26 protein-coding genes and 2 pseudogenes are annotated in these 24,793 nt (G+C 28.7%); 23 read left to right on the forward strand and 5 right to left on the reverse strand.

Features of this window, described 5'->3' with window-relative positions; genetic code table 11:
• Positions 1–30 precede the first annotated feature (30 nt).
• The 14 genes from NNC19_RS17135 to NNC19_RS17200 all read left to right on the forward strand — a co-directional run bounded on the left by NNC19_RS17135 (position 31) and on the right by NNC19_RS17200 (position 13,102).
• On the forward strand, positions 31–1,008 hold the full coding sequence (locus tag NNC19_RS17135) for an Ig-like domain-containing protein (protein WP_310939899.1): 978 nt from the start codon (positions 31–33) through the stop codon (positions 1,006–1,008).
• A 300-nt stretch (positions 1,009–1,308) separates the two neighbouring features.
• Positions 1,309–1,530, forward strand: coding sequence for a hypothetical protein (locus NNC19_RS17140; protein ID WP_310939900.1), 222 nt, complete (start codon positions 1,309–1,311; stop codon positions 1,528–1,530).
• A gap of 30 nt (positions 1,531–1,560) precedes the next feature.
• Entirely contained in the window at positions 1,561–2,316 is a 756-nt protein-coding gene (locus NNC19_RS17145; RefSeq protein WP_310939901.1) for a hypothetical protein, read from the forward strand.
• A 40-nt stretch (positions 2,317–2,356) separates the two neighbouring features.
• On the forward strand, positions 2,357–2,860 hold the full coding sequence (locus tag NNC19_RS17150; RefSeq protein WP_310939902.1) for a hypothetical protein: 504 nt from the start codon (positions 2,357–2,359) through the stop codon (positions 2,858–2,860).
• A 59-nt stretch (positions 2,861–2,919) separates the two neighbouring features.
• Positions 2,920–3,081, forward strand: a complete 162-nt coding sequence (locus NNC19_RS17155; protein ID WP_310939903.1) for a hypothetical protein — start codon at positions 2,920–2,922, stop codon at positions 3,079–3,081.
• Positions 3,082–3,237: 156 nt separating this feature from the next.
• A complete protein-coding gene (locus NNC19_RS17160; protein WP_310939904.1) occupies positions 3,238–4,242 on the forward strand; it encodes a HEAT repeat domain-containing protein in 1,005 nt (334 codons plus the stop codon).
• A gap of 77 nt (positions 4,243–4,319) precedes the next feature.
• A complete protein-coding gene (locus NNC19_RS17165) occupies positions 4,320–4,790 on the forward strand; it encodes a macro domain-containing protein (RefSeq protein WP_310939905.1) in 471 nt (156 codons plus the stop codon).
• 242 nt (positions 4,791–5,032) lie between these two features.
• Positions 5,033–5,779 (forward strand): WGR domain-containing protein, encoded by a 747-nt coding sequence (locus NNC19_RS17170; RefSeq protein WP_310939906.1) that lies wholly within the window; start codon positions 5,033–5,035, stop codon positions 5,777–5,779.
• Positions 5,780–5,830: 51 nt separating this feature from the next.
• A complete protein-coding gene (locus NNC19_RS17175) occupies positions 5,831–6,196 on the forward strand; it encodes a hypothetical protein (RefSeq protein WP_310939907.1) in 366 nt (121 codons plus the stop codon).
• 269 nt (positions 6,197–6,465) lie between these two features.
• Positions 6,466–8,145, forward strand: coding sequence for an AAA family ATPase (locus NNC19_RS17180; RefSeq protein ID WP_310939908.1), 1,680 nt, complete (start codon positions 6,466–6,468; stop codon positions 8,143–8,145).
• 88 nt (positions 8,146–8,233) lie between these two features.
• Entirely contained in the window at positions 8,234–9,202 is a 969-nt protein-coding gene (locus NNC19_RS17185; RefSeq protein ID WP_310939909.1) for an SUMF1/EgtB/PvdO family nonheme iron enzyme, read from the forward strand.
• Positions 9,203–9,229: 27 nt separating this feature from the next.
• Positions 9,230–11,872, forward strand: coding sequence for an ankyrin repeat domain-containing protein (locus tag NNC19_RS17190; RefSeq protein ID WP_310939910.1), 2,643 nt, complete (start codon positions 9,230–9,232; stop codon positions 11,870–11,872).
• 268 nt (positions 11,873–12,140) lie between these two features.
• Complete coding sequence (locus tag NNC19_RS17195) at positions 12,141–12,524, forward strand: Rpn family recombination-promoting nuclease/putative transposase (RefSeq protein ID WP_310939911.1); 384 nt, start codon at positions 12,141–12,143, stop codon at positions 12,522–12,524.
• Positions 12,525–12,544: 20 nt separating this feature from the next.
• On the forward strand, positions 12,545–13,102 hold the full coding sequence (locus NNC19_RS17200) for a PD-(D/E)XK nuclease family transposase (RefSeq protein ID WP_310939924.1): 558 nt from the start codon (positions 12,545–12,547) through the stop codon (positions 13,100–13,102).
• 178 nt (positions 13,103–13,280) lie between these two features.
• Here the strand turns inward: NNC19_RS17200 and NNC19_RS17205 are convergent.
• The 3 genes and pseudogenes from NNC19_RS17205 to NNC19_RS17215 form a co-directional block, all read right to left on the reverse strand.
• Positions 13,281–13,712 (reverse strand): annotated as a pseudogene (locus tag NNC19_RS17205) (flavin reductase family protein); the annotation flags it as partial.
• A 99-nt stretch (positions 13,713–13,811) separates the two neighbouring features.
• On the reverse strand, positions 13,812–14,345 hold the full coding sequence (locus tag NNC19_RS17210; RefSeq protein ID WP_310939912.1) for a hypothetical protein: 534 nt from the start codon (positions 14,343–14,345) through the stop codon (positions 13,812–13,814).
• 134 nt (positions 14,346–14,479) lie between these two features.
• Entirely contained in the window at positions 14,480–14,869 is a 390-nt protein-coding gene (locus NNC19_RS17215; protein ID WP_310939913.1) for a hypothetical protein, read from the reverse strand.
• Positions 14,870–15,294: 425 nt separating this feature from the next.
• Here NNC19_RS17215 and NNC19_RS17220 point away from each other — a divergent pair.
• Positions 15,295–15,663 (forward strand): annotated as a pseudogene (locus NNC19_RS17220) (helix-turn-helix domain-containing protein); the annotation flags it as partial.
• A 197-nt stretch (positions 15,664–15,860) separates the two neighbouring features.
• Here NNC19_RS17220 and NNC19_RS17225 read toward each other — a convergent pair.
• Positions 15,861–16,262, reverse strand: a complete 402-nt coding sequence (locus NNC19_RS17225; protein ID WP_310939914.1) for a hypothetical protein — start codon at positions 16,260–16,262, stop codon at positions 15,861–15,863.
• A 364-nt stretch (positions 16,263–16,626) separates the two neighbouring features.
• Between NNC19_RS17225 and NNC19_RS17230 the strand changes: the two genes are divergently transcribed.
• The 3 genes from NNC19_RS17230 to NNC19_RS17240 are packed head-to-tail and all read left to right on the forward strand — an operon-like array spanning position 16,627 to position 18,575.
• Positions 16,627–17,559: a phage replisome organizer N-terminal domain-containing protein gene (locus NNC19_RS17230; RefSeq protein ID WP_310939915.1), complete on the forward strand. Its 933-nt coding sequence runs from the start codon at positions 16,627–16,629 to the stop codon at positions 17,557–17,559.
• Complete coding sequence (locus tag NNC19_RS17235; protein ID WP_310939916.1) at positions 17,450–18,235, forward strand: ATP-binding protein; 786 nt, start codon at positions 17,450–17,452, stop codon at positions 18,233–18,235. Before NNC19_RS17230 ends, NNC19_RS17235 begins: the two co-directional genes overlap by 110 nt.
• A gap of 31 nt (positions 18,236–18,266) precedes the next feature.
• Positions 18,267–18,575 (forward strand): hypothetical protein, encoded by a 309-nt coding sequence (locus NNC19_RS17240; RefSeq protein ID WP_310939917.1) that lies wholly within the window; start codon positions 18,267–18,269, stop codon positions 18,573–18,575.
• A gap of 74 nt (positions 18,576–18,649) precedes the next feature.
• On the opposite strand, the gene NNC19_RS17245 is transcribed toward NNC19_RS17240, so the two are convergent.
• Positions 18,650–19,606 (reverse strand): AraC family transcriptional regulator, encoded by a 957-nt coding sequence (locus tag NNC19_RS17245; RefSeq protein WP_310939918.1) that lies wholly within the window; start codon positions 19,604–19,606, stop codon positions 18,650–18,652.
• 244 nt (positions 19,607–19,850) lie between these two features.
• On the opposite strand from NNC19_RS17245, the gene NNC19_RS17250 reads away from it, so the two are divergent.
• The 5 genes from NNC19_RS17250 (at position 19,851) to NNC19_RS17270 (ending at position 24,486) form a co-directional block, all read left to right on the forward strand.
• Positions 19,851–20,573 carry a zinc-binding dehydrogenase gene (locus NNC19_RS17250; protein WP_310939919.1) on the forward strand — a complete coding sequence of 241 codons (723 nt, stop codon included), beginning with the start codon at positions 19,851–19,853 and terminating at the stop codon, positions 20,571–20,573.
• Positions 20,574–20,798: 225 nt separating this feature from the next.
• The gene (locus tag NNC19_RS17255; RefSeq protein WP_310939920.1) at positions 20,799–22,799 is read left to right on the forward strand and encodes a methyl-accepting chemotaxis protein; all 2,001 of its coding nucleotides are present in this window, start codon (positions 20,799–20,801) and stop codon (positions 22,797–22,799) included.
• 154 nt (positions 22,800–22,953) lie between these two features.
• Positions 22,954–23,721, forward strand: coding sequence for an MFS transporter (locus tag NNC19_RS17260; protein ID WP_310939921.1), 768 nt, complete (start codon positions 22,954–22,956; stop codon positions 23,719–23,721).
• Positions 23,681–24,211 (forward strand): MFS transporter, encoded by a 531-nt coding sequence (locus tag NNC19_RS17265; protein ID WP_310939922.1) that lies wholly within the window; start codon positions 23,681–23,683, stop codon positions 24,209–24,211. The genes NNC19_RS17260 and NNC19_RS17265 overlap by 41 nt, the downstream gene beginning before the upstream one ends.
• Positions 24,212–24,222: 11 nt before the next feature.
• Positions 24,223–24,486 (forward strand): TfoX/Sxy family protein, encoded by a 264-nt coding sequence (locus NNC19_RS17270; RefSeq protein WP_310939923.1) that lies wholly within the window; start codon positions 24,223–24,225, stop codon positions 24,484–24,486.
• Positions 24,487–24,793: the final 307 nt, after the last annotated feature.

Here is a 24,793-nt window from a genome sequence, read left to right on the forward strand (position 1 = left end):
TTCCTATAGCAAAAGAAGGAGTGAATTTTAATGATTAGAAAAAGATTTTTGTGTGTTGGACTATTATTATGTACTTTAATATTTATGGGGTGTACACCAAAAGATAAGGAAGTTGTTTTATCTAATGATCAGAATGAAGAGACACTATTACAAGAAAAGAGTGCTAGTGAAAGTATTGAATTAGGTAATGGTTATTTAAATCAAGGAAAATATGATAATGCTAAAAAAGCATATGAAGATGCTATATCAAAGGATGCAAGTAACAAAGAAAACTATGTGCTAATAAAGGATAAGTATATTGAAAAATCAAGATTTGATGATGCATTTTATATAATAAAACTAGCTATAAAAAATAATGTAGATATAGACAATATGAAAAGTATACTTGAAGAAATAAAAAAGAATTTTAAGGTGATAACATTAGAAGATACAGTAAATCAAAATACAACATTTACACTTCCGAAGAAAATAACTTTACAAGTAAATGATGAAAAACAAGATGCAGATGTAAGTTGGAAGACTTCAAATGTAGATACTAGCAAAGCAGGAAGCTTCACATATGAGGGTACAGTAGAACAATATGGGAGAACAGTAAGTGAAAAACTAACTGTAGTAGAAAAGAAAGTTGTAGATAACAAACCTACAACAACTTCTGGAGAGCTTTATAAAAATGATAAACTGGGCTTTTCTATAAACTTTCCTGATAGTTGGAAAGGCAGATATAACATTACAGAAAGTGCTGATGGTATAAAAGTATACTATAAGTTTAGTCAAAGTGTAGTTCCAGAATGGCCAATTTTACTGTTTGAAATTCTTAAGTCAAGTCCTGAGCTAGATGATCATCTTGACACAATATCTACTAAAGTAAGGCATTTTAAAGCTAAGAATATCACATATGTTGTGGGTGGAGCAACTGATATGTGGGATGATAAGCAAAACCCAGAATGGAATGTTTTTCTTCAGACCTATATGGAAAGAGCAAAAGTTGTTGAAACATTGAAATATTAATAATTTATCTAATTAAAAAAGAACTCTAAATTGGAGTTCTTTTTTTATGTAGAAATAAATATTTTATATGTTATTTATAGATTAAAATTATTGTTCAGGTTCTGTTGGCATAATTCAGAGAAATGTTTGGAAAATCTTATATAATAATAAATTTTACAAATATTTAAGGTCTTATTTCAAGGTTAACTCTATTGTTTTTTTGTTGTAAAATGTCGGAAATAGAAATATAATTTTAATATATAAAAATAGATTTTCATTGTATATCGGAACAAATAAAAATACATAGAAAGGAGAATAACTATGTTTTATGGAATTGGGCTTATTATTGTAGGAATTGGAAGTATTATTAATGGTATCTTTGTATATGGAAAGGAACCTTCAGAAGTTGAAAAAACAGGATTGGCATATCAGTATCTTGGTGAAAATGGAATCTCCATATGTTTAATATTATTGGGAGTAATTGCGTTTTTAATAGGAGTTTTTATTATAAGGAATAGATGGAAAAAACTAAAAAGAAATTAAATTAGGGCTATCCTTATTGGAGGTGAAGAAATGGATAATGAGTTAAAAAAGGCATTTGAACTGATTTTAAATTGTAATATCCACCATGGAGATGGTGAAGTTTATCATCATTATTACTGGGATGAATATATTCTAGACTTTATAGGAGAGTATCTAACAAAAGAAGCACTTGAACTAATTCCAAATGGAATTATTGAACCTTGGAAAGATGAACCTAGTATGTACGAAAAGTATTTTATTGATTTAAATAATTCATTTATTATGATTGATGAAGAATATGATTTTTTCTCAGAGTTTGGAGAAGAGGTAGTAAATGCTGCTATGGAAGAAAAAATCTTTATTGGAGAGACTCCTTATCTAAAAGGTTCAAGTTTAATTGATATTATTAAAAAGTTTGATATTGACATGAATAATAGTGAAGACTTTGAATACGCCACAATAGTAGTTAGAGTTCATACAGATGGTACTTTATATAGTGCGTTATGTTCATTGTTTTGTGCAACTTATGGATATGAAGACATTATGGATATTGATGATCCAATTGAGAAGTTAGATGAAAAATGGAAAACTGTATTTGAAAAGATTGAAGAACCTTTAAAATCTCATCTTGCTTGCTTTTTTCTAAATGAATATGCTGCACGTTGTGAGGGAGCATGCTATTCAAATGGTATTAATAATGGCGGATTTTTAAGTGAATTTATTTTTAATAAAACTAACAAATGTTTAATTCAGTTAGACTATGGTGAAGGACAAGCTTCTTCTTTTATATTAAAGAGTGGCAGATAATTGAGTATGACTTGTTAACAAAGGAGGTAGGATACCAAGTATGGAATATGTAATAATGCTGTCAGTATTAATGAGAGCTCACCCAATTATTAGTATGTTAGCTATGATATTTATTGGTTTTGCTGGAGCTGTTTTGGCAGCAGTAACGAATAGGAGGAAGCTAAGCCATTTTGTAATTATCTTGTTTCCATTGTATATGATAAATCTATTTGCTGGACATTTTCTAACTAATGCTTTGCTTGAGAATTATGGTGAGAAAGGTGAGGGGATTGTTGTATCTAGTAATGAAACCTCAGATTTATACAATGATCAGCCTGTTTGGCGCTATGATGTCATGCTTAAATCAGGTAATGAAGAGCCCATTTCTACATATTTCTTAACTTCTGATTTTAATATCATTCATAAAGAATCCTTCAATGAATACCGTTATCCATCAAAAGGAATCAGGTTTAATGTCTGGTATCTGAAGAAGTATCCCAAAGCATTTGTTATTATTGCTAATGATGATAGTGAATATGCTAAAAGTTTCCATCAAGACAACTAGAAGAATCTTAAAAATATGTCTTTAAGGAAAATAAAAATATCGGGTAGGATAGGTGAAAAATGAGAAATTTGAATTTAGAAGATCAACTTATAAGAATTGAAGAAAAATTAGTATTAGCAAAGGAAAAAGATAAAGAATTTGAGGAGTTTGGTTCAAGTAAGCATAAATATGTTTTTAATGAGAGAGCTTCTGAAAAGGCTGTGGCAGATTTTGAGCTGTAGTATAAAATACAACTACCTGAAGAGTTAAAAAGTTTTCTTATAAAATTAGGTAATGGTGGAGCAGGACCATATTATGGCATTTATGGACTCAGCAAAATAAGTGGAGCTAATGGTGAAACAGAATTTGCAGAAAAGCCATGTAAATTGCATCCACATATGTCAGATGAGGAGTGGGAGGAGTTAACAAAATTTAGTGAAGAGGAAAATATAGAGGATGAACAAAGTGATTTTCTTTATAGCTCTCTTTACCAAGGAATGATAAATATAGGTACACAAGGATGTACTTATGAAATGATGTTGGTGGTTACTGGTGAGTATAGAGGTAGAATTGTATATATTGACTTAGATTTACAGAAACCTTTTTTCACTTTTGAAAATAATTTTTTAGATTGGTATGAACGCTGGTTGGATGAAATAATTAAAGGCTATGATACTTCTTGGTTTGGCATGAAAATGGGTGGAGATGACACAACACTAATTAAATTTTTTCAAGAAAGTACAAGTGAAATGGAAAAGGTTAATGCATTATATGGAATGTATAAGCTTCCAGAAATACTGCCTTCAATTTTTGAATTTTTAGAGAATGAATGCAGAAATGAATCAGAAAAAATTAAGAAAACTGCACTTGGAGTTTTAACTAAAAGTAGTTTTCTTAGGGCAAAGCCATTTTTACTAGAATTTTTAGAAGATGATTTAGAAGAAATTAGGCTCATTGCATTACAGCTTATTAATTGGTATGGAAAAGATAATAAGCATGAAATGGCAGAAACAGTTAGGAAGCTTTTGGAGAAAACCAACAATCCTGAAAGCTTTAGATTTATAACTTATATATTAGAAAGTGATGAAAATAATGATGCTTCAATTTATATTCCTTTCTTTTACAATGCAAATATTGAGATAAGGAAAACAGCCATTTATACTGTGGGCAAACATAAAGATAGAGAAAAATTCTTAAAGGATTTTATAAATTGCCTAAAATCAGAGGATGGTTGGGTTGTACATACAGCTATACAGGCTTTATCAGGAGTAACTAATAAAGAGCTTTTGCCTTTATATGCTGAGTTACTTAATAAATATAAATCAGAGGAATTTTATATTAGAAGTAATGTAATGAGTAATTTAAAAGCTTTTGGAAAAGATGCAGATTATATTTTTCAGTAGGAAAAGTGATCAATAATCCTATTATATGATAGGTGTATTCCCAAGTAATTCTATGAACATGATTAAGGAGTAGTGAGATGAAAGGTAGTTTAACAATTCTAAAAGGTGATGCTACAGCACCTCAAGGAAAAGGAAATAAAATTATTGTACATATTTGTAATGATATTGGAGGTTGGGGCAGAGGATTTGTACTTGCTATATCAAAAAGATGGCCAGAGCCAGAAAAAGCTTATCGAAAGTGGTATAGAGACAAAATAAATTTCAAGCTAGGAGAAGTCCAGTTCGTTTCAGTTTCAGAGTATATAACAGTGGCAAATATGATAGGGCAAAGAGGAATAAAAACTGGAAGCTTAGGAGTTCCTATTAGATATGAAGCAGTTGATGAGGGATTGGCAAAAGTAGCTGGAAAAGCAATAGAAACTGGTGCTAGCGTCCATATGCCAAGGATTGGGTGTGGCCTTGCTGGAGGTAAGTGGGAAGAAATAGAGACAATAATAATTGAGAATTTAATAAATCAAGGAATAGATGTTTTTGTGTATGACTATTAATTAGTTAATATGAAGTTATTGAGCTGCCATTTCCATCTGGAAGTGGTGGATTTTCAGAATACAGAATAATAGATGATTGTGAAACAGAAGAAAGAAAGTATTAGAGGAGAATGGTGAGGAAGTAGCTTTATTTCCACTTGATATAGTAATAAAAAATAGAACTTTGTAAGAAGACCTTAAAGCAATAGTAAACTACTTATTTTAGAATACAAAACATTGTACAAAATAAAAGGAGTATATGAATGAGAAAAGCTTTTACATACAAGGATGAAAAATCTAATAAATTTTGGTGGATAGACTATAGTGGCAAAGATTTTGCTGTTAATTATGGTAAGACTGGAACAAATGGAAAGTATGAAATAAAGGAATTTGATAGTTCAGAAGAATGTGAAAAAGAAGCCGTAAAGCTTATTGTTCAAAAAATAAAAAAGGGATATAAAGAAAGTCTAGATTTTGATTTTATTAACCATAATTATTTTGATAATGAAGAAATAGGGCTTCATCCTAAAACTTCTCATCCAAATTTTGTAGAGCACTTTACTGAAGAGTTTTATTATTATTGTGGTGAAGAAGAAGCACCTTTTGGAAATGACAATGGAGCTGATGTTTTAGATGAATTAATGGAACATATTGGAAAGAAAGGAAATGCTAATATAACTATTTTTCCTAAAATGATTATAGAGAAAAATTGGAGTATGACTTATATTCCACCTGACAATACAGATGAGAGTTATATTATAAATTTAATAGGAGAGAGTAAGGGTGATGTTCTAGATAATGACAGAATTATTTATATGAATGATGAGGTTATTATTGCAGCAGCCTTTGGTCAAATTAAGATTACAGGAACAATTGAAAAAAGACTTCAAGATTTGGCTATTAACTCTTTAAAAAGAATGGAAATTCTAAGAAGACACCTAAGATATCCAAAGTCTCCTTTTATAGAAAAAATGAAGAAAGATTTAGAAAGCTTTAGAAATACAAAGTAAAGATTATATTTAAATTTTAGCTAAAGGAAATCTAGTGCAGGAGTGTTTGATTTGGAAAGAGATAATGTTAAAAAAATTATTAAAGAATGGATTTTGAGAATAAATAATGAGGAAGCATTACCAAATGATATTGAATCTTTAAATTTTGGATTATTTGAACCTTATGGAATTGAGTTGATTGGGGCTTTAAATTATGATGCAGAAGATGATGATTGGGCATGTGAAGAAGATTTTATACCAAAAGAAAGGGAATGTCCTGAATTAAATATTGATTCTGATTGTGATTGGGAAACTGTGCTTAATGAAATACAAATGATTCTAAAAGAATTAGTAGATGAATTAAGTGATTTGTCACTTTTAAATGTTAATCATATAACAACAGGTTTTTGTGATAGTGATCTTGTTGTAGTTAAATAATTAGATTAACTGAAAAAGAATGTATATGGAGATATAAGTGAAATTCCTGAAGATTTATGTACAGAGAAAGTTTATAAAGCTGCAGCTGAGATTAGTAGTGATAAAATTCCAGATGTCGTTAAAGAGAAATTTAGAAAGTAATGTTTCATTATTTTATTTTGCATACAGTCTTTTTCCTATGTTGATCATGGAAAAAGATTATTTTAGATTAGTATAATTTAGGTTATAATAAAACTAAGTTAAGATAAAAATGAAATGGAAGTGATTAAATGAAATTAAAACCACTGCCAATAGGTATAGATAATTTTGAAATGTTAATAAGTAGAGGATATTATTTTATTGATAAAACATTACTAATAAAAGATTTAATAGATAATAAAGCAGCAGTAAATTTGTTTACAAGACCAAGAAGGTTTGGAAAAACACTAAATATGAGTATGCTTCAATATTTTTTTGAAAACACTGATAAAGATAATAGTTACCTTTTTGAAGGCTTGAATATAATGGAAGCTGGAGAACAGTATACTTCTCATATGGGTAGGTATCCTGTAATTAATTTGTCTTTAAAATCTGCAAAACAGCCAACTTTTGAGCTAGCATTAAAGTGTATTAAAGATGAAATTATAGATGAATTTAGGCGACATAATTATGTTTTAGAAGGTAATAAGTTACAAGAGGAAAAAGAGAAATATTTAAAAATTACAAAGGCAGAAGAAGAAGATTCACTTTATGTAACAGCACTAAAATTCTTGTCACAATGTTTAGAGAAGCATCATGGAAAGAAAGTAATAATACTTATAGATGAATATGATGTACCTTTGGAAAATGCATTTTTTGAAGGATTTTATGATAGGATGATAGCTTTTTTAAGATCTCTTTTCGAATCAGCCTTAAAAACAAATTCATCCTTAGAATTTGCTGTAATAACAGGTTGTTTAAGAATTTCAAAGGAAAGTATATTTACAGGTTTAAATAATTTAAATATAATTTCAATATTAAATGATAGATATGCAGAGTATTTTGGGTTTTCTGATTATGAAGTTAAGGAATTAACTAAATATTATAAGTTGGAAGAAAAATATTCATTAATAAAAGACTGGTACAATGGATATATATTTGGACAAACAAATGTTTATAATCCATGGAGTGTAATAAAATTTACAGATGATTTACTTGCAAATATTAATGTGTTTCCATCATCATACTGGGCAAATACAAGCTCTAACAGTATAGTAAGAAGTTTAATAGAAAAGGCTGACACAGCTACTAAAAAAGAAATAGAATTATTAATAGAAGGAAAAACTATAGAAAAACCAGTACATGAAGATATAACCTATGATGAAATTTACGATACCATGAATAATTTGTGGAACTTCATGTTTTTTACAGGATACTTCAAAAAAGTTAGTGAAAGAATGAATGAAGAAGATAAACGTTATTTAGAGTTTTGTATTCCAAACCGTGAAGTTAAATACATTTTTAGAACCAAAGTATTAAGATGGTTTGAAGATAAGGTTAAAGTAAAAGATTTAAGCAAATTATATACAGCAATAATAAATAAAGATCCTGAAACCTTTGAAGCTGAAATTGGGAGACTCCTTATAGAAACTATAAGCTTTAATGATGCTTATGAAAATTTTTATCATGGATTTGTAGTTGGAGCCTTGGCCAATATGCATGATTATATAATAAAGTCTAACAGAGAAGGTGGAACAGGACGAAGTGACTTGTTTATAAAATCTGTATCTAAAAGAGGAGTAGCTATAGTCATTGAATTTAAAATAGCTAAAAATATTGATGATTTGGAAAAAAGAGCTGAGGATGCCTTAAAGCAGATTAAGGACAAAGGTTATGACCTAGAACTTAAGAGTGAAGGGTACAAAAATATTATAAAGTATGGAATAAGTTTTTGTGAAAAAGATTGTTATGTAAAATTAGAAGAGGATTAGTTATTTCAAAGGGCCATAAAAAGTAAGATAAATAGTATGCTTTGTTTGGCTCTTTTTATGTACTTAAAATCTGAAAGGGAGGCTTAAATTGGATAAATTATATAGAGCAAATTTTCAGAGTCTGCCAGTAAGCGAAAGAGAAACTATCTTAAAGGATTTAGAAAATACAGAACCAGGATTTATATTTAAAAGATTTGAAAGATTTGAGAGATTTGGGCAAGTAACAGATACAGCAGTATATGAATTTGAACATAGTGAATTTGTTTTTGTTCCTGGTGACAGTGTTACACTTGGCTGGGATTCATTTGTAGTGGGGATGGATGATACTACAAGGGAAGAGCTTATGGAAAATTTACAGGAGTATGGCATTACAGATCTTGAAGAATTTTTAAAAGAAAACATGTCTGAAGTTCGAAAAGTCAATATTGGACCAATGCTTGTAGAAAGAAAATTAAATGATATAGGTTGGGTAAAGGCAGACTTTAAAACCATTGAAGCATCTGAGAATAAAAGATTTAAGGAAGCTATAAAAGAAATGCAGGCTGGAGAATGTAATCAGTACATAATTAATGATACATTACGTTTAAGAAAAAATAATGGTGAAATCACGGCTGACATATATGAATCAGTTTCTTATGAGGATTTTGTAGAGAATATTGAAAGATTAGGCTTTAGACTTCCAACAGAGGATGAATGGGAATATCTTTGTGGTGGAGGCTCACGTACTTTATTTAGATGGGGAGATAGCTTTGATTATGATATGCATTTATATCATTTTGAAAAAGTAACACCTGAAAAAGCAGAATATGATTTAGAAATGCCAAATCAATTTGGGATTTCCATTGGATATAATCCTTATAAATATGAAGTGCTTATGGATTCAAATCAATTTCTTAAAGGTGGGGATGGTGGTTGTAATATTTGTGGTGGGCTTGGTTTGGCCCTTGGATATCTGCCTGTTTCAACATATTATCGAGATATAAATGCATTTGAATTAGATTACGAAGAAGATCTTGATGGGGATTTTACTTTTTATAGAAGAATAATAAGACTATAGGAATAGTTTATTTAATGGAGGAATTTTATGATTAACATAATTAGTGAAGCAAAAAGATTTATAAATATTCTCGATTCTGATTATAGTCTAGAAGAGATAAAAGAAATGATTATATCATGGGAAAATGAAGCCCTTAAGGTTATTACTTATACCCAAAAAACTAATAGAAATGTATTATCACCTTTTTTAAAAGCTATAAAAATAGGAGATTTGGAACTTGTTAAATTTTTAATTGAAAATTATGAGGTATCTTTAGAATTAGCAGATAAAGAGGAAAGAACATCTTTATATATGGCTTTCATGGAGAAAAATATAGAGTTAGGTAAATATCTAATAGGAAAAGGTGCAGATATTCAAAAATCTAATAAAAGTGGCACTAGGATATTTGATATGCTTTTAAGAATTGGAGATATGGAATTAATTGAGGAGTTCATAAGTAAGGGCTGTGAATTAAACTATAAAAATAGTAAAAATGTAACTACTCTTCATTGGGCTGCAAGTTCAAATAATATAGAACTTGTAAAAAGAATACTTACTGAAACTCCATTTACATTAATGGATTATGATGAAAAAGGGAATATGCCTATTGATTTTTGTACCTATAGAGAAATGTTTAAGTTTCTTTTAGAAGCAGAACCTAAACTAGAAATAAATAGATATCATTCAAGTGGTAACTATTCTATACATAAATTTGCACATAGTGGATTAAAAGATATTGTAGAAATAATCCTTGATGAAGGTGTTGATATTAACTTAAAGGGTCTAGAAGGTAACAGTGTTATGCATTATGCAGTATCCTCTCAAGATTTAGAGCTTGTTCAAATTCTAATTGAACGAGTGGCTGATGTTAATGTAAGAAACAGATATAACTATAGGCCTTTGCACTGGGCCTCTGAATATGGCAATTTAGATATGATAAAACTTTTGGTGGAAAATAAGGCAAAGGTAAATATTAAAACAAATGTTATGTTCATAATAAGGGAAACTAAGACACCTCTTTATATAGCAATTGAAAATGGACATATTGAAGCAGCAAAATATTTAGTAAAAAATAAAGCAAAGGTTAATGAACTTAATGATAGTTCTAATGCTACTGCATTGGTTGAGGCTGCTAGACTTGGACAAACAGAAATGGTTAGGTTTTTGCTGGAAAATGGAGCTGAACCAAATGGTGTTAGCAAGAAAAATACAATGGACTTTTACAAATTCCCATTAGCAAATGCTGCTAATAAGGAGATAGTGGAACTGTTAATAAAGGCTGGAGCTGATGTAAATGCTATAAATTCTCAATTTAGCACAGCACTTCATGAATTAGTGGATTCAATAGAAAGAAAAGATTTAAATAATGAAGAAGGCAGAAACAAGCTTGAAGCCATAAAAGCTTTAATTTCTTTTGGAGCAAATATAAATGCCCTTGATTTTTATAATAGAACACCTTTGTCACTAGCACAATGCAAAGAAGTTGGAGATATACTTGTTGAAGCAGCTAATAGTGGAAATGAAACAGCACCACTTTCAGAAAAAGAAGAGTTACGTCAAAAACAGCAAAATGATTATAAAGATATGATAGATACTTTTGTTAAAACTATTGTTGAAGATAAATATGGATATGTTGATTTAAGAGAAGAAGCAAAAAACACTTCAGGTTTTGGGAAAGAAATATTTGAACTTTCATTACATTGCACTGAAAATTCAAATCTGGAAACAGTAATTTCTATATTAAAAAAATGTAATGATGAAGATGTAAAATATTTAAGTCCAGACAACTATTATAATGAAGAAACTGCTTTGCATAGAATCATTGCTAGTGCTGTTAAATCTGAATATTCAGATCCTAATGAGTTCCCAAACCTTAAGAATTACAATGAAGCAATTGAGCTAATGGTTACTAAAGGTGCAGATGTAAATGCAGTAGAAACTTTATTTGGAGATACTATGCTTCATAAGGCAGCTAAAACATCAAATAGTGATTATGATAGTGAAGAAGAAATTGAAGAGTTGAAAAAAATGTTAGAAATCCTAATTAAAGCTGGAGCGGAGATAAATAAGGAAAATAGTGAAGGAGCCACACCTCTAGATTTTATAAAACATGAGAAATTGATCCAGTACATGATTAAGGAAGGTGCCAAATTTGGAAGTTTCAATGGAATATTATCTGAACTTCATATTTATGAAAAGCCAGAAGAAATACTGAAAGTACTAGTTAAACATGGTGCCAATTTAAACTGTAAGAACAATAATGGTGCAACACCAATAATGACAAATGCAGCTTTTAATAATGTAGATACTATATTACTTTTCTTAAAGTATGGAGCAAATTTAGAGGAAACAGATAATGAAGGCAGAAATCTACTTCACTATGCATGTAGTAGTGGTGCTTTTAACATTATTTCTGACATTATGGAAAATAAAAGGATAGATTTAAATAAGCCAGATAATTTTGGGCAAACTCCATTATATGAATTACTTCAATATACAAAGAATCATTGGGATAGGGAAGTTGAAAAGCAGGCAAAAAAGGACATGGAAGAAATGGCAGTAAAAATAGTTCTAAATGGAGCCTTAATTGATTGTTTAGATTATGAAGAAAATACACCACTAGATTATGCTTCAACCAAAAAGCTTCAGGGAATACTGAAAAAAGCTTCTAAGGAGTATTTGAAAAATTAAGGTTTTATTCTAAATTAACTTACAGTAATTATAAACCTTATTATAATCATCCCACTCATTTTCTCTTTTAAAGAGTAGGGTCTGTATTATTGGTTTGAGGTATTCACTTTTAAATTTATTTAAAATCCCCCGATTTACCCCATCTACTTTACAATGTTAACAAGGAAAGAAGGAGAATCTTCAGATTATGGTATGAAGATATTCCTTCTTCAATTTTCAGTTTAAGAAACCCTTGTTATGGTATATAATAAAACTATAATATGTTTAAATGGTGGTGATTAAGCTGATAAAGAAAAATAGAAATATAGACAATGAATTTATAATGTCACCTAAAAATGACTTTGTTTTCAAATTACTATTTGGAGATGAGAAAAACAAAGATCTATTAATAGCATTCTTAAATGCAATACTAGAAAAGCCAAATAACGAATTAGAGGATATAGAGCTAGTAAATACAGAGTTATTAAGAGAGTTTGCAGAAGACAGAAAAGGAATATTAGATGTAAGAGCAAAAACAAAAAAAGGTGAGCATATAGATATAGAGATTCAAGTGTTATACACAGATTATATGGCAGAAAGAACACTATTCTATTGGAGCAAAATGTATAATGGACAAATCAAATCAAATCAGGGGATACATATAATAAATTAAAGAAATGTATAACTATTAATATATTAGATTTTGAATGTTTACCTATGAATAAAGTTCACTCAAGTTTTCATATAACAGAAGATGAAACAGGAGAAAAGCTCACAGATGTATTGGAAATTCATTATTTGGAACTACCTAAATTATTTAAGGCAAATATTAAAACAGATGAAAATGAAGAGATAATTCAATGGATGATGTTTTTAGAGGCAAATAATAGGGAGGGGTTAGAGATGTTAGCTGAGAAGAATGAGAAAATAAAAAAAGCCTGCAGTATTCTTGAAGTTATAAGTAAAGACGATATTAAAAGAGCAGCTTACGAAGCAAGGGAAGCAGAACTACATGACCAAGCAACAAGATTACAAAGTGCTAAAGAAGATGGTATAAAACAAGGTATAGAAAAAGGTATAAAACAAGGTATAGAAAAAGGTATAAAACAAGGCATGGAACAAGGTAGAAAGGAAGCACTAACAGAAAGTGCAAAAAATCTCTTGTTAATAGGGGCGGATGTAGAATTTGTCTCAAAAGGAATAGGCTTAACGATTGAAGAAGTTGAAGAAATTAAAAAAAGTCTAAATTAAAAAAGAAATCTAGTTTAACAAGTTTAATTTAGATGTACAAATAAAAAAATGCAGATATTTTTACAATAATTTTTGCAACAAAAAACCTATGCTTTATTTTTAATTTAGCATAGGTTTTTACATTTATTTAGTTATTGATGAATTATATAATAAGGCTCTGCCCTTATAGTAACATTTATTATTTAGAATCAGGAGTACTCATGCTTCTATATGTTTGAAATAATGAACCAACATTATCCTTTAAGTCAAAGTACCCTGAACCCATCATTATTGTTGGTTTAACTTTTAGAGCATCTGGTTTTCCATTTTCTAAGCAATCTTCATTTGCATATACTGCAACAATTTCTCCAATAAACATGGTGAAATCAAATATAGGAATTGTTTGTATTACTTTACAAAGATAATTTACAGCACATTCTTTTATCATTGATGCATTTCCTGCATCATCATAAAAGGAATCAAAAACATTGGATTTATCTTCTTTATTACCAGAGACACATCCACAAAAATCAATCTTATCAATATATTCGGAAGAAGGTATGTTTGCACTAAAGAATCCATTTTCCATTACCCCTGAAGTTGTATAGTGGGAATTTTTCAATGAAATATACTATATAAATTGAGAAAAATATAGACTTTTTATTTTCTGTGAGTTATCATATAGATAAATCATGCCCCAAATTATATGTATTTGGAAAGCTAAGTGTCTTTAAAGTATAATTTTAAATACTTTCCCTTTTCTCTCAAATAAATTATTATCACTATAAATTGAATATTCTCCTATCTCTAAACCCAAACGATTATACATAGAAAATACTTTTGGATGACTTGATTTTAAATAAATTGCTTTATAATGTTTAGATTTATAATACTCTATTATATTTTTAAGCCACATTTCTCCATTTCCTCTGCCTTCTTTAGATATATGAAAGTAGTTGAATATCAAAATATCTTTAGTGTCCTCATTTATCTGTATAGATTCATTAAAAAAAGTCTTATAATCAAGAATTCCATGACTAACAAGAGCAATGCCTAAATATTTTTCGCCTTTCTTCATAATGTGAAAGTCCATATTCATCTTTACATTCTCAATTAGCTCACAGCAGTGATAAACTTCATTATAATCATCCCACTGATTTTCTGCTTTAAAGAGTAAGTTTTTTATTATCGGTGTTAGGTATTCACTTTTAAATTCATTTGAAATTCCAAAATCAATGCCATTACGGTTATTAATGATCTCCATTAACTAGCCCCCTAGTGAATAGTGATCTTAATTGCTAGTGCTTACAGCTTTATAATGGACTTATTATAACATGATTTATGAGCATATGTTAAAAGAGAGATGGACAATAATAATAAAGTTTTTAGTTTCTACATTTATTTATCGTTCTGTTTTCCTATATATCCAATTACCTCATTATCAGAGTTTTTAATCATATAACAAAATTCAAATGTGCCTGTATTATGGATTGGTTTTTTCACCTTTCTTATTTTTGACATATCTGAAATTACTATGCTACCAGTTGTAAATTGAATATAAATATCTTCTCTACTATGCTCAACCGATGTTAGTTGTGCTTTAATTGTTAGATCAGTTTTGTGAAAATAATAATATACTTCTGATAAGTCGTTAGGGATGTCAAGTAACAGTCTAAACATACTGGTGCAAGGTTCTACTCCCTTTGAACATTCACTGCATAATATCTCTCCATAGAAGGCTATGAATTTCTCTTCCTCAGTAACTTCCTGCTTACACTTATAGCACAAACACATAATCTTAAACCATTCCTTCCTATTTTGATAAACGTAGACCTGTTCTTAAAACTACTATATCCTTTTTTACTGGACTCTATTGTTGGTATAATAATACCTCGGAAATCATTTATATTGTGCTAGTATACCCAATTTTACAATCAGTAGTCAATTTTCAACATCATTCTTTAACATAGCCTTATTTTTATGTAATATAAATTTGCTTAATAATTAAAGAGGATATTCTGAAGAATATTTATTCTTGTATTTATATATTCTTAAGAATATATTGCTAAGATGTCAGCCGAGATAAATAAAAATAACAATTATGGTAATAATATTTTGGAAGTAGAAATGATTGTATGATAACAACATGAAATATGTTTATAGATATAGCAAGAGAATATATAAAAAATCAAAGGATGAAGTGAGTTGAGAAAATGTTAAGGGCATATAAGTATAGAATTTATCCAAATGAAGAACAAAGAATATATCTATCTAAAACTTTTGGATGTGTTAGATTTATCTATAACAAAATGCTATCTGATAAGATAGTACACTATAAAAATACTGGTGACATGTTAAAAAATACACCAGTACAATATAAAGAAGAATTTGAATGGTTAAAAGAAGTTGATAGTCTGGCGTTATCCAATGCACAGTTGAACTTAGAGAAGGCTTATAGAAATTTTTTTAGGAATAAATCAAGTAAATTTCCCAAATTCAAAAACAAAAAAAGTAATTATCATAGCGTTATTACAAATAACCAAAATGGATCTATATTTATAAAAAATAAATTTATAGAGATGTAAAAATCGGTTTTATATTAACTATAAGGAATGTAAATTCAATTTTATCTTTTAGATGAGAAGTATAAAAGAATCATTTTTCAATAGTATTCTATACATGATTATTTTTGTATAAAATGCAGATCAAAGATTAATTCTTAAAATAACATTCACTTAATATTTGTAGACAAGGGGGATTATAGATGCTAGCTTCTTTATCAGTCTAACTCTAAATTCTCCCCAATAAAATATCTCTTAGAAGGATAAGTAAGTATAAGCCATATAAGTGATGAAATAAATTGTGAACCTTGAAAATTTCCAGGAATCTTAATAAATTCTATAAGTGAAAGTATAGAAATTACTAATAAAAATAAATTGTAAGATATCATTAAATAATACCCCCATTTCTTAAGCTTAAAAAAGCCATAAGCTATAGCTAAAAAAATTATAATATTTAATATTCTCAATATATAATCATAAGCATTATTAAGAGGAAAAAAATAAACTCCAAATTCTTCAATAAATTTTGGGGTAGGAAAAGATGAAAAAAATAATAAAATAGCATTAATTAAAAGTAAATCTCCAATGAAAGTTACTAATATAGGTCTTTTGACTCTCATAAATAACTCCTTTCTAGTATGTCTTACTAACAATAATATTTACATTTTAACACAGTAAAGGGAAAATTCACATTACTTTACCTACTTATTTTTTGCCTAATACATAAATGTATCAGAAATATATTATTCTTATGTATTATATTTTCAATGTTTCCAAATAAAAATCCAAAGTCGAATCTAGTCAAAAAAATATAAAACACACAAAAATTAACAAAAAATGTTGACATAGTAAAGAATATACTATAATATAGAATAAAATTAACTTATATTTACATTAATGGAGGTATTTGAAGAAGAAAAGTTTTTCTGTACTAAAAATGCTTTAACATAAGAGAAATTAGCAAAAAAATAATAATAGGGAGTGATGAAGAACTTGGGAGATGTAAAATGGATCAAACTTAATTTAAATATGTATGACGATGAGAAAATGAAGTTAATTGACGCTATGCCAGAAAAAGATACAATTCATTATGTTTGGAGTAGACTTTTGGTTCAAGCAGGAAAAATAAATGATCATGGATACATTTATCTTAGTAAAGGAAATCCTTATACAGAAGAGATGCTAAGCATAATTTTTTCTAGAACAGTAGAAGCTATAAAGATTGCTCTTTCTACTTTAAAAAGTTATGGGATGATTCAATTTGATGAGAAAAATATTATAAAGATAACCAATTGGGAAAAACATCAAAATGTAGAAGGCATGGAAAAAGCTCGTGAGCAAAGTAGAAAACGTATGCAAAAATATAGGGAAAAGAAAAAAGCAGAAGAAGATAATATAGAAAGTTTAGAAGATAATACATCTATTATGGGGGAGGAATTAACTGTTGCAGAAGGTGACGTAACTGTTACTATGCAGAAAGAGAATAAGAAAAAGAATAAGAATAAAGAATTAGAAATAGAGAGTGATAATAACAGTCTAACATTACATGAAGTTAAAAAAGAAAAAATAAAAGCAGAAAATTTGCAAAAACAAGCAAGTAAGATTTTAAGTTTTTATGAAAATGTAACAGGAAAAGTAGGGATATTCAGTCCAAATGCTTTAGTTGTAGCTATAGATTCTTATGGTGAGAGTTATGTAAAAATGGCTATAGATAAGGCTTTGGAAGTAGATAAACCTAATATGAGTTATATAAATGGCATTTTGAAGAACCTAGCTAAAAGTAGAGATTCAAAGGGAGGAATAAGCCATGGAAAATGTTACACTTCAGATGGTGGAGAATTTAAGAATTTTAAGCCGAAAAAGACTAGAGGACTCTCAGAAGAAGAACGAAAATTGGCAGAAAGCAAGCTTATATAAATGCTCAAAGTGTAGAGATACTGGATGGATACTAAGAAAAAATAATAATGGCTTAGAAGTAGCTGCAAGTTGTGAGTGCAGAGAAAGAGAAAAGCTAAAACTTCAATGGAAGGCAGCCGGAATAAATATTGAGAAGTGCAAACAGACATTTTCTAGTTTTCAGGAATGGAATGAAAGTGCAAAAGAGGCAAAATCAATAGCCATAACCTATGCTAATGATTTTGTAGAAGTTTTAGGAAACAGACAAAATAGTATTCTTTTATGTGGACAAGTTGGGAGTGGAAAAAGCCATTTGTCTATAGCTTTAGCCATAAATCTAATTAATAGCAATTATAAGGTTATGTACATGCCTTATAGAGATGTTGTAACAAAGATAAAGCAAAATATAATGAAGGATGATGCCTATACAAAAATTATTCATGTGTATCAAAAGTGTGATGTCCTTGTTATAGATGATTTATATAAAGGAAAAATCAGTGAAGCGGATATAAATATAATTTTTGAAATCATAAATTACAGATATCTAAATTATTTGCCTATGATAATAAGTACTGAATTTAATATAAGTAAACTATTATCATATGATGAAGCTATTGGGTCAAGAATTTATGAAATGTGTAAGGATTATATAATTGAAATTCAAAGTGGAAGTGACAAAAATTATAGACTTAGATAGCAAAAAAATATTATGTGAGGTGTAGGAAACCATGAATAAATCAAGTTTAAAAAGAGTTTATGAAGCAAGAGGATTAGAAGATTATAAATTAAAGACAATTGATGATCTATTTTACATCTATGGAATTAAGTTAAGTTATGTTGAGGGATATTCTAACCTTGAAGAAATGGATAGATTTGTTTTTAATAATTTTGTTATTAATTATTTTAATTGCAATGAATTAGAGGGTAGGAATATAAGCATTCTCAAGGTAAATAAAGTTGGTAGTAGTATAAGGGCTAATTTTATGAAAAATGATAATTTGATATTCGCAGTTGTTAATGTAAGTATTAAGCATTAGAACAGTAAAAATGGGTGAATAAAAAAGTTAATAGTGATATTCTCATAAATAAAAGGATGTGTTTGGCATCCTTTTTATTTAGGTAATTTTTTATATTTTTTTCGATATTCTGAGGGGGAAACTCCATAACGCTTTCTAAAATTTTGTATAAACCAAGTTTTGTTGCTATAACCAACTTCCTCTATTATATCTGTAATAGAATCTTTTGATTCAGTTAGAAGCTGACAAGATTTCAAGAAGCGAAAGGAATGAAGTATTTCAGAGAAACTATTACCAGAATATTTTTTTATAATGGTTGAAAGATAAGTGCTACTATAGTTAAAATGCTTTGCTAAACTTTTCAAAGTGACATTTTTATAATTTTCATAAATATAATCTGTAATTTCAGATATTTTATATTTATCTAATTCAATCTTGCTAGAATTGTTTATATGAGTCTCATAACTTCTGGAAAACTCAATAAGCAAGGAGGAAAGTAGAAAGTTTATCATTTCTTCTTTGTGGTTTCTATTTTCATAATTTTCATAGATAATATGTTCAATTAAGTTATTATAAGTACTGTCTTGAAGATGATGTATTAAAATAAAGTTATCTTTTATATAATGGTTCAACATGGATTCTAGAAAAAAATCAAAAATATATTTATCATTTGGAAGATAGATAAGTTGAAAATAAGCACTTTTGAAATAATCTGGATGTACTAATATATAAAAAATAATATCTTCTTCTGTGTTCATTACTTGAATAGAATGTTTTGCTTGAAGATTAAACAAGCAAATATCTTTTGATTCTAATGTAATATTGGAGTTGTCTACCGTGATTTTACAGGAACCGTTATAAACATATACAAACTCAAAGAAATCATGAGAATGTGTGATAAAATGGTTATAATTTGCATGAGGAAATATATTTATAAGACCTTTTTTATCAGATAATTTATACCATTCTGCTATGTAATCTTGAGTTGATACAAAAGTGGTACAGTTTTTATAATCATTACATACATCATAGAAATATTTTCTCAAATTCATTATTTTTATCTCCTAAGTTCTTATAAAAGTTTATTTCAAAGCCAGCTAATTACATTAATTTAGATTTTAGCATAGAATCTATAGTTTAATCTACAAAATATGATAGAATTCACAATAACACATCATATGATATAAATAATCAAATCAAATGATACTGAAAAATTAGAATAAATAATATATCATATGTAATGCATTTGTGTTGAGAAGATGCATATGAATAGTACAATTTAGGAGGTAGCATATTATGAAAGCACTTGTTTTAGAGGAAAATGGGAAAATTGAGAGTCTTAAAGTTGTTTTTGATAGAGAGAAACCAATACCAAAGGAAAATGAAATTAGGGTGAAAGTCTGTGCTTATGGTTTGAACCCATCAGATTATCAAACAGCATTATATAAAGGATTGAATGATGAGAGAAAGCGTGTTCTAGGATTAGATGTTGCAGGAGGATATTCTATTCAATTAGCAAAATTATGTGGACTAACAGTTTATACTAGTTGTGCAGGGAAGGATATAGAATATGTAAAGAACTTAGGAGCAGATGTGGCAATTGATTATAAAAATGAAGATGTATATGAAGTTATTTCTAAGTTGACAAATAAAAGAGGTGTTGATTATGTGGTAAATACAATTGGCACTGAAAGTGCAACTAAAGATCTTGATATACTTGCAATCAATGGAGAAATTGCAGTTATTGCTGGTTTCCCAGATTTCAATAGGTTAAGATTCTATGAAAAAGGAATATCTATTCATGAAATAGCTTTTGGATTACCTTTTACTAATGGAGATTATAAATCTCAATGCAATATAGCTAAAATTGGAGATGAATTAGCTAAATTATTAGCAGAAAAGAAAATTTTATCTCCCCGAATAACAGAAATTTCTTTAGAAGAAGTTCCAGAATATTTAATGAAAATGAAAGAAGGAAAAATAACAGGCAAGATAGTTGCAAAAATCACAAATATGTAAAATTAGATAGCAAGAAATATAAGAGATAGTTTAGATTATCTCTTATATTTTTTATAGATATTTCTTCTGTGAAAAATTAAATGAAATTAAAAAGTTTTAAAATATATTAAAGAAATAATTGAAATTATTCGATATAAATAAATGTAGAAATAAAAATATCAAAAAAATAATAAAAGTATGTATTTTATAGTAAATGTTAAAATTTATAAATCTAGAGGTGGGAAGATGGAAACAACAAAAGATAAAAAAATTGCAAAGTTTATACTTAATAGTATAAGAGGTAAATTAATTATTAGTTTAGTTGCTATTTGTATGATTCCTTTGATAATAATGGGAGTTACTTCATATACAAAGTCTAAATCGATTTTACATGATAATTTAATAACAACGAGTAATCAAACACTTACTGAGGTAAATAGTGGATTGACAGATTATTTTAGTGGACTTTCTAATATGGCTTCAGCATTATCAAATAATATTGCTAATTTAAAAGATGATGCAAATACAGATGATATAACAGCTATGCTTAAATCAACACAAATTACTAATAAAGATATGTCTTCTATTTACTATGGAACTACTTCAAGTAAATATATTATGTATCCAGTAGAAGTAATGCCAAGTGGATATGACCCAACTAAGAGGCCTTGGTATAAGCAAGCTATGGAAAACAAAGGTAAGCCAATTATAACTCCTCCATATAGAGGAGCTTCTACAGGAGAGTTGATGATTACAATAGCACAAACAGTAGAAAGAAACGGACAAACTGTTGGCGTTATAGGAATGGATTGTACATTAGGGGCTCTTTCTGATAAAATTGCACAAAAGAAAGTAGGAAATGAAGGATTTGTATTTATTACAGATACAACAGGAGTTATATTAGCTCATCCTAATAAAGATAGTATAAATCAAAACTTAAGTGTTTGGGATTCAATGAAATCTAATAATGAAGGATCTCTTCAGTATACTGAAGATGGAAAAGAAAGATTTGGAGTTTATCAAACTGATGAACTTACAGGCTGGAAATTAATAGCCACATTAGAACAATCAGAATTAACAACAAAGACACAAGCTATATTAAATATGATGTATTTAATTGTAGGAGTTATTGGAGCAATTTCAGTTGCATTAGCAATATTATTAAGTAATGGAATAGCACAAAACATAAAGAGATTAAAAGAAGTCTTTGCGAAATCAGCAAATGGAGATTTAACTGTATCTATAAAAGCAACAACAAAAGATGAATTTGAAGATTTGGCTGAATCATTTAATCATATGATAGAAAATATATCAGGGCTTATGAAAAGTGTTACAGACTCTTCTAAAGAAGTATTAGAAACATCTTCAAATCTTGCAAGTATGTCAGAAGAGGTAACTGCTTCAGTTGAAGAAGTGGCAAAGGCTATTAATGAGGTGGCAATAGGTGCAACCAGTCAAGCACAAAACGCTCAAAATGGTGTTGAAGAAATAAATGGACTATCTGATAGATTAGATAAAATGGCTGTAAGTTCAAATGAAGCGGATAAACTTTCTGCTGGAACTAAGGAATTAGGCTCTAAAGGATTATCGATGATAGATACATTAATAGATAAGTCTAATAAAACTAAAATGGTAACAGCTGAAGTTAGTAGCATAGTGGAAGATATGAATGAAAGTACTAAGAAGATAAATAGTATATCTGAAACAATTTCTCAGATAACAGAGCAAACAAACCTTTTATCACTAAATGCTAGTATTGAATCTGCACGTGCAGGGGAAGCTGGAAAAGGATTTGCTGTTGTTGCAGAGGAAATTAGAAAACTTGCAGAACAATCCAAAGGTTCAACAGAAGAGATAAAGCTAATTATAGCAAATATTCAAGAAAAATCAGATACTGCTGTAAATGCTATAAAGGTTACTAATGATGTTGTAACAGAGCAGGATTTAGCAGTAGGAGAAACTAAAGAAATCTTTAATGAAATTCTTAAATCTATAGGAACAGTAATAGACAAGATTGAAGAAATGAAGATAGCTATTGTTGAAATAGATAAGAATAAGAGAAATGTAGTACAAGAAATCGAAGGAATATCAGCAGTTTCAGAAGAAACAGCTTCAGCAACAGAAGAAGTTACTGCATCTACAGAAGAAATAACTTCTGCTATGAATAGATTTACAAGTATTGCAGAAGGTCTTCAAGGATTATCAGAAAAATTGGAATTAGAGATACAAAAATTTAATATAAAGTAATTTTAAAGAAGTTAAGGGTGTCAATATCCTTAACTTCTTTTTATGGTGCCAGTGCATTAGAGATTTTGCATTAGCACCATAAAAAATTAAATAAAACAAAGTGTAAAATATGATATAATTGGATTATTATGGAAAGAGAGAAAGGAGGATTCTTATGACACAAGAAAGGAATAATGATAAATTATGGACAGCTGCTTTCCTTATTTTATGGCAAGGGCAGCTTGTTTCGACATTAGGTGATGCAGCATATAGCATAGCTTTAGGATTTTGGGTACTTGAAGTTACAGGTTCTACAGCACTTATGGGAATGCTTATGGCAGCTTCAACATTGCCTGGAGTTTTAATGTCACCATTTGCTGGGGTGTTAGTTGATCGTTACAAAAGAAAAAATTTACTGATCTTAATGGATTTGATTAGAGGTTTGAGTATAATGGTTATTTCAATAGCTGCATTTAAAGGGATGTTAGCTATTTGGGAAGTATTTGCTGCTGGAATTATACTTAGTATTTGTGGTGCAGTATTTAGACCAGGAGTTAATTCTTCTATTCCTGATATTGTTCCTATATCAAAATTAGAAGGTGCAAATTCTATGCTTTCAATGGCCACTAGTGGTTCAAACATGATTGGAAATGTGGCAGGTGGATTTCTTTTTCAATCACTTGGAGCACCAATTTTATTTTTATTTAATGGATTATCTTATTTGTTTTCAGGAGCATCAATATGTTTTGTAAAGATTCCATTATTAAAAAGGAAAAGTGATAATAATTTTTTTCAGGATATGAAGGAAGGCTTTTCTTTCATGTGGAAGTTTAAAGGTTTAAGATACATATTATTTATGGCAGCTGTGTTAAACTTCTTCTCATTTATTGGAATAGTTCTTAATGCCATTATTTCAGAAAACATCATATCTTGGAGCAGGTAGATATGGAGTTGTAATGGCAATTTTTTCAGGAGGGGTAATGGCTGGATATATATTTTCATCTGTAGTCTCCATTTCGAGTGATAAAAAGTTAAAAGTATTTATCTTTTCAGCTGTAATATGTTATTTAAGCCTCATTATTGGAATTAATCAATCTATTTTTATATTAATTACTATATTTATAGCTCTTGGTGGTTTCTTTAATTCCATTTTAAATGTAATATTAATATCAACTATTCAATTAGCAACACCTCAAGAAATGAGAGGAAAGGTAATGGCATTTATGAGTATGATTACTCAAGGGCTCACGCCTTTTGCACAGGCACTTGGAGGTGTATTAGGTGGAGTGATTTCAATAAAGCTTATTATATCAATTTCATTTGCTATACCAATTGTATTAATAATTCCATTCTATTTTGTGAAGTCATTTGAAGAGTTTATTAGTTATGATTATGGAAAAGATAGGATAGAAGATGTTGTTAAAATAAAATAGAGGAGGTCATTATGGGAGAATTATCAAAGTTGCCTAACATTGGAAAAGAAGTTGAAAAACAATTAAATGGAGTTGGAATATTTAATTTTGAACAATTAGAGAAGATAGGAACAGAGCAAGCATGGCTAAAAATACAAGAAGTGGATGAGTCAGCTTGTATTCATAGATTATTAGCTTTAGAAGGTGCAATTCAAGGCGTTAAAAAAACATTATTATCAGATGAGAGAAAAGCAGAATTAAAAGAATTTTATAATAGACATAAAAAGAAAGATTAAATATAGAAAGAGTGATATAAAAATGAAATAAGAAATTTTACTTATATAGTTCGTGGAATACAACTTGTTTCATTAGTACTTTCTGGAGTTTTATCAGAGAGAGCTTTAAACAAATAGCAGTATGCACTAGCGTTTATAAACACTAGTGCAATTTTTATAATATTAATTATAAATCTTACTTTTCTTTTTTTTATTATTACCCAAAAAGTAGATAAAGAGAGTAGTCACGGAAACTAATTTCTATAATTCTGATTTAATATAATTATTAGATTCAATTGAATATTTCAGTTATAGGTAATTTATTAAT

This window comes from Clostridium sp. SHJSY1 (assembly GCF_031626875.1).
GTDB lineage: Bacteria > Bacillota > Clostridia > Clostridiales > Clostridiaceae > Clostridium.

Bases quoted from the DNA above. Each gene is read 5' to 3' on its own strand.
- NNC19_RS17135 (WP_310939899.1), top strand. From the start codon at position 31: ATGATTAGAAAAAGATTTTTGTGTGTTGGACTATTATTATGTACTTTA.
- NNC19_RS17140 (WP_310939900.1), top strand. From the start codon at position 1,309: ATGTTTTATGGAATTGGGCTTATTATTGTAGGAATTGGAAGTATTATT.
- NNC19_RS17145 (WP_310939901.1), top strand. From the start codon at position 1,561: ATGGATAATGAGTTAAAAAAGGCATTTGAACTGATTTTAAATTGTAAT.
- NNC19_RS17150 (WP_310939902.1), top strand. From the start codon at position 2,357: ATGGAATATGTAATAATGCTGTCAGTATTAATGAGAGCTCACCCAATT.
- NNC19_RS17155 (WP_310939903.1), top strand. From the start codon at position 2,920: ATGAGAAATTTGAATTTAGAAGATCAACTTATAAGAATTGAAGAAAAA.
- NNC19_RS17160 (WP_310939904.1), top strand. From the start codon at position 3,238: ATGTCAGATGAGGAGTGGGAGGAGTTAACAAAATTTAGTGAAGAGGAA.
- NNC19_RS17165 (WP_310939905.1), top strand. From the start codon at position 4,320: ATGAAAGGTAGTTTAACAATTCTAAAAGGTGATGCTACAGCACCTCAA.
- NNC19_RS17170 (WP_310939906.1), top strand. From the start codon at position 5,033: ATGAGAAAAGCTTTTACATACAAGGATGAAAAATCTAATAAATTTTGG.
- NNC19_RS17180 (WP_310939908.1), top strand. From the start codon at position 6,466: ATGAAATTAAAACCACTGCCAATAGGTATAGATAATTTTGAAATGTTA.
- NNC19_RS17190 (WP_310939910.1), top strand. From the start codon at position 9,230: ATGATTAACATAATTAGTGAAGCAAAAAGATTTATAAATATTCTCGAT.
- NNC19_RS17195 (WP_310939911.1), top strand. From the start codon at position 12,141: ATGGTGGTGATTAAGCTGATAAAGAAAAATAGAAATATAGACAATGAA.
- NNC19_RS17210 (WP_310939912.1), bottom strand. From the start codon at position 14,345: ATGGAGATCATTAATAACCGTAATGGCATTGATTTTGGAATTTCAAAT.
- NNC19_RS17225 (WP_310939914.1), bottom strand. From the start codon at position 16,262: ATGAGAGTCAAAAGACCTATATTAGTAACTTTCATTGGAGATTTACTT.
- NNC19_RS17230 (WP_310939915.1), top strand. From the start codon at position 16,627: ATGAAGAACTTGGGAGATGTAAAATGGATCAAACTTAATTTAAATATG.
- NNC19_RS17235 (WP_310939916.1), top strand. From the start codon at position 17,450: ATGGAAAATGTTACACTTCAGATGGTGGAGAATTTAAGAATTTTAAGC.
- NNC19_RS17240 (WP_310939917.1), top strand. From the start codon at position 18,267: ATGAATAAATCAAGTTTAAAAAGAGTTTATGAAGCAAGAGGATTAGAA.
- NNC19_RS17245 (WP_310939918.1), bottom strand. From the start codon at position 19,606: ATGAATTTGAGAAAATATTTCTATGATGTATGTAATGATTATAAAAAC.
- NNC19_RS17250 (WP_310939919.1), top strand. From the start codon at position 19,851: ATGAAAGCACTTGTTTTAGAGGAAAATGGGAAAATTGAGAGTCTTAAA.
- NNC19_RS17255 (WP_310939920.1), top strand. From the start codon at position 20,799: ATGGAAACAACAAAAGATAAAAAAATTGCAAAGTTTATACTTAATAGT.
- NNC19_RS17260 (WP_310939921.1), top strand. From the start codon at position 22,954: ATGACACAAGAAAGGAATAATGATAAATTATGGACAGCTGCTTTCCTT.
- NNC19_RS17265 (WP_310939922.1), top strand. From the start codon at position 23,681: ATGCCATTATTTCAGAAAACATCATATCTTGGAGCAGGTAGATATGGA.
- NNC19_RS17270 (WP_310939923.1), top strand. From the start codon at position 24,223: ATGGGAGAATTATCAAAGTTGCCTAACATTGGAAAAGAAGTTGAAAAA.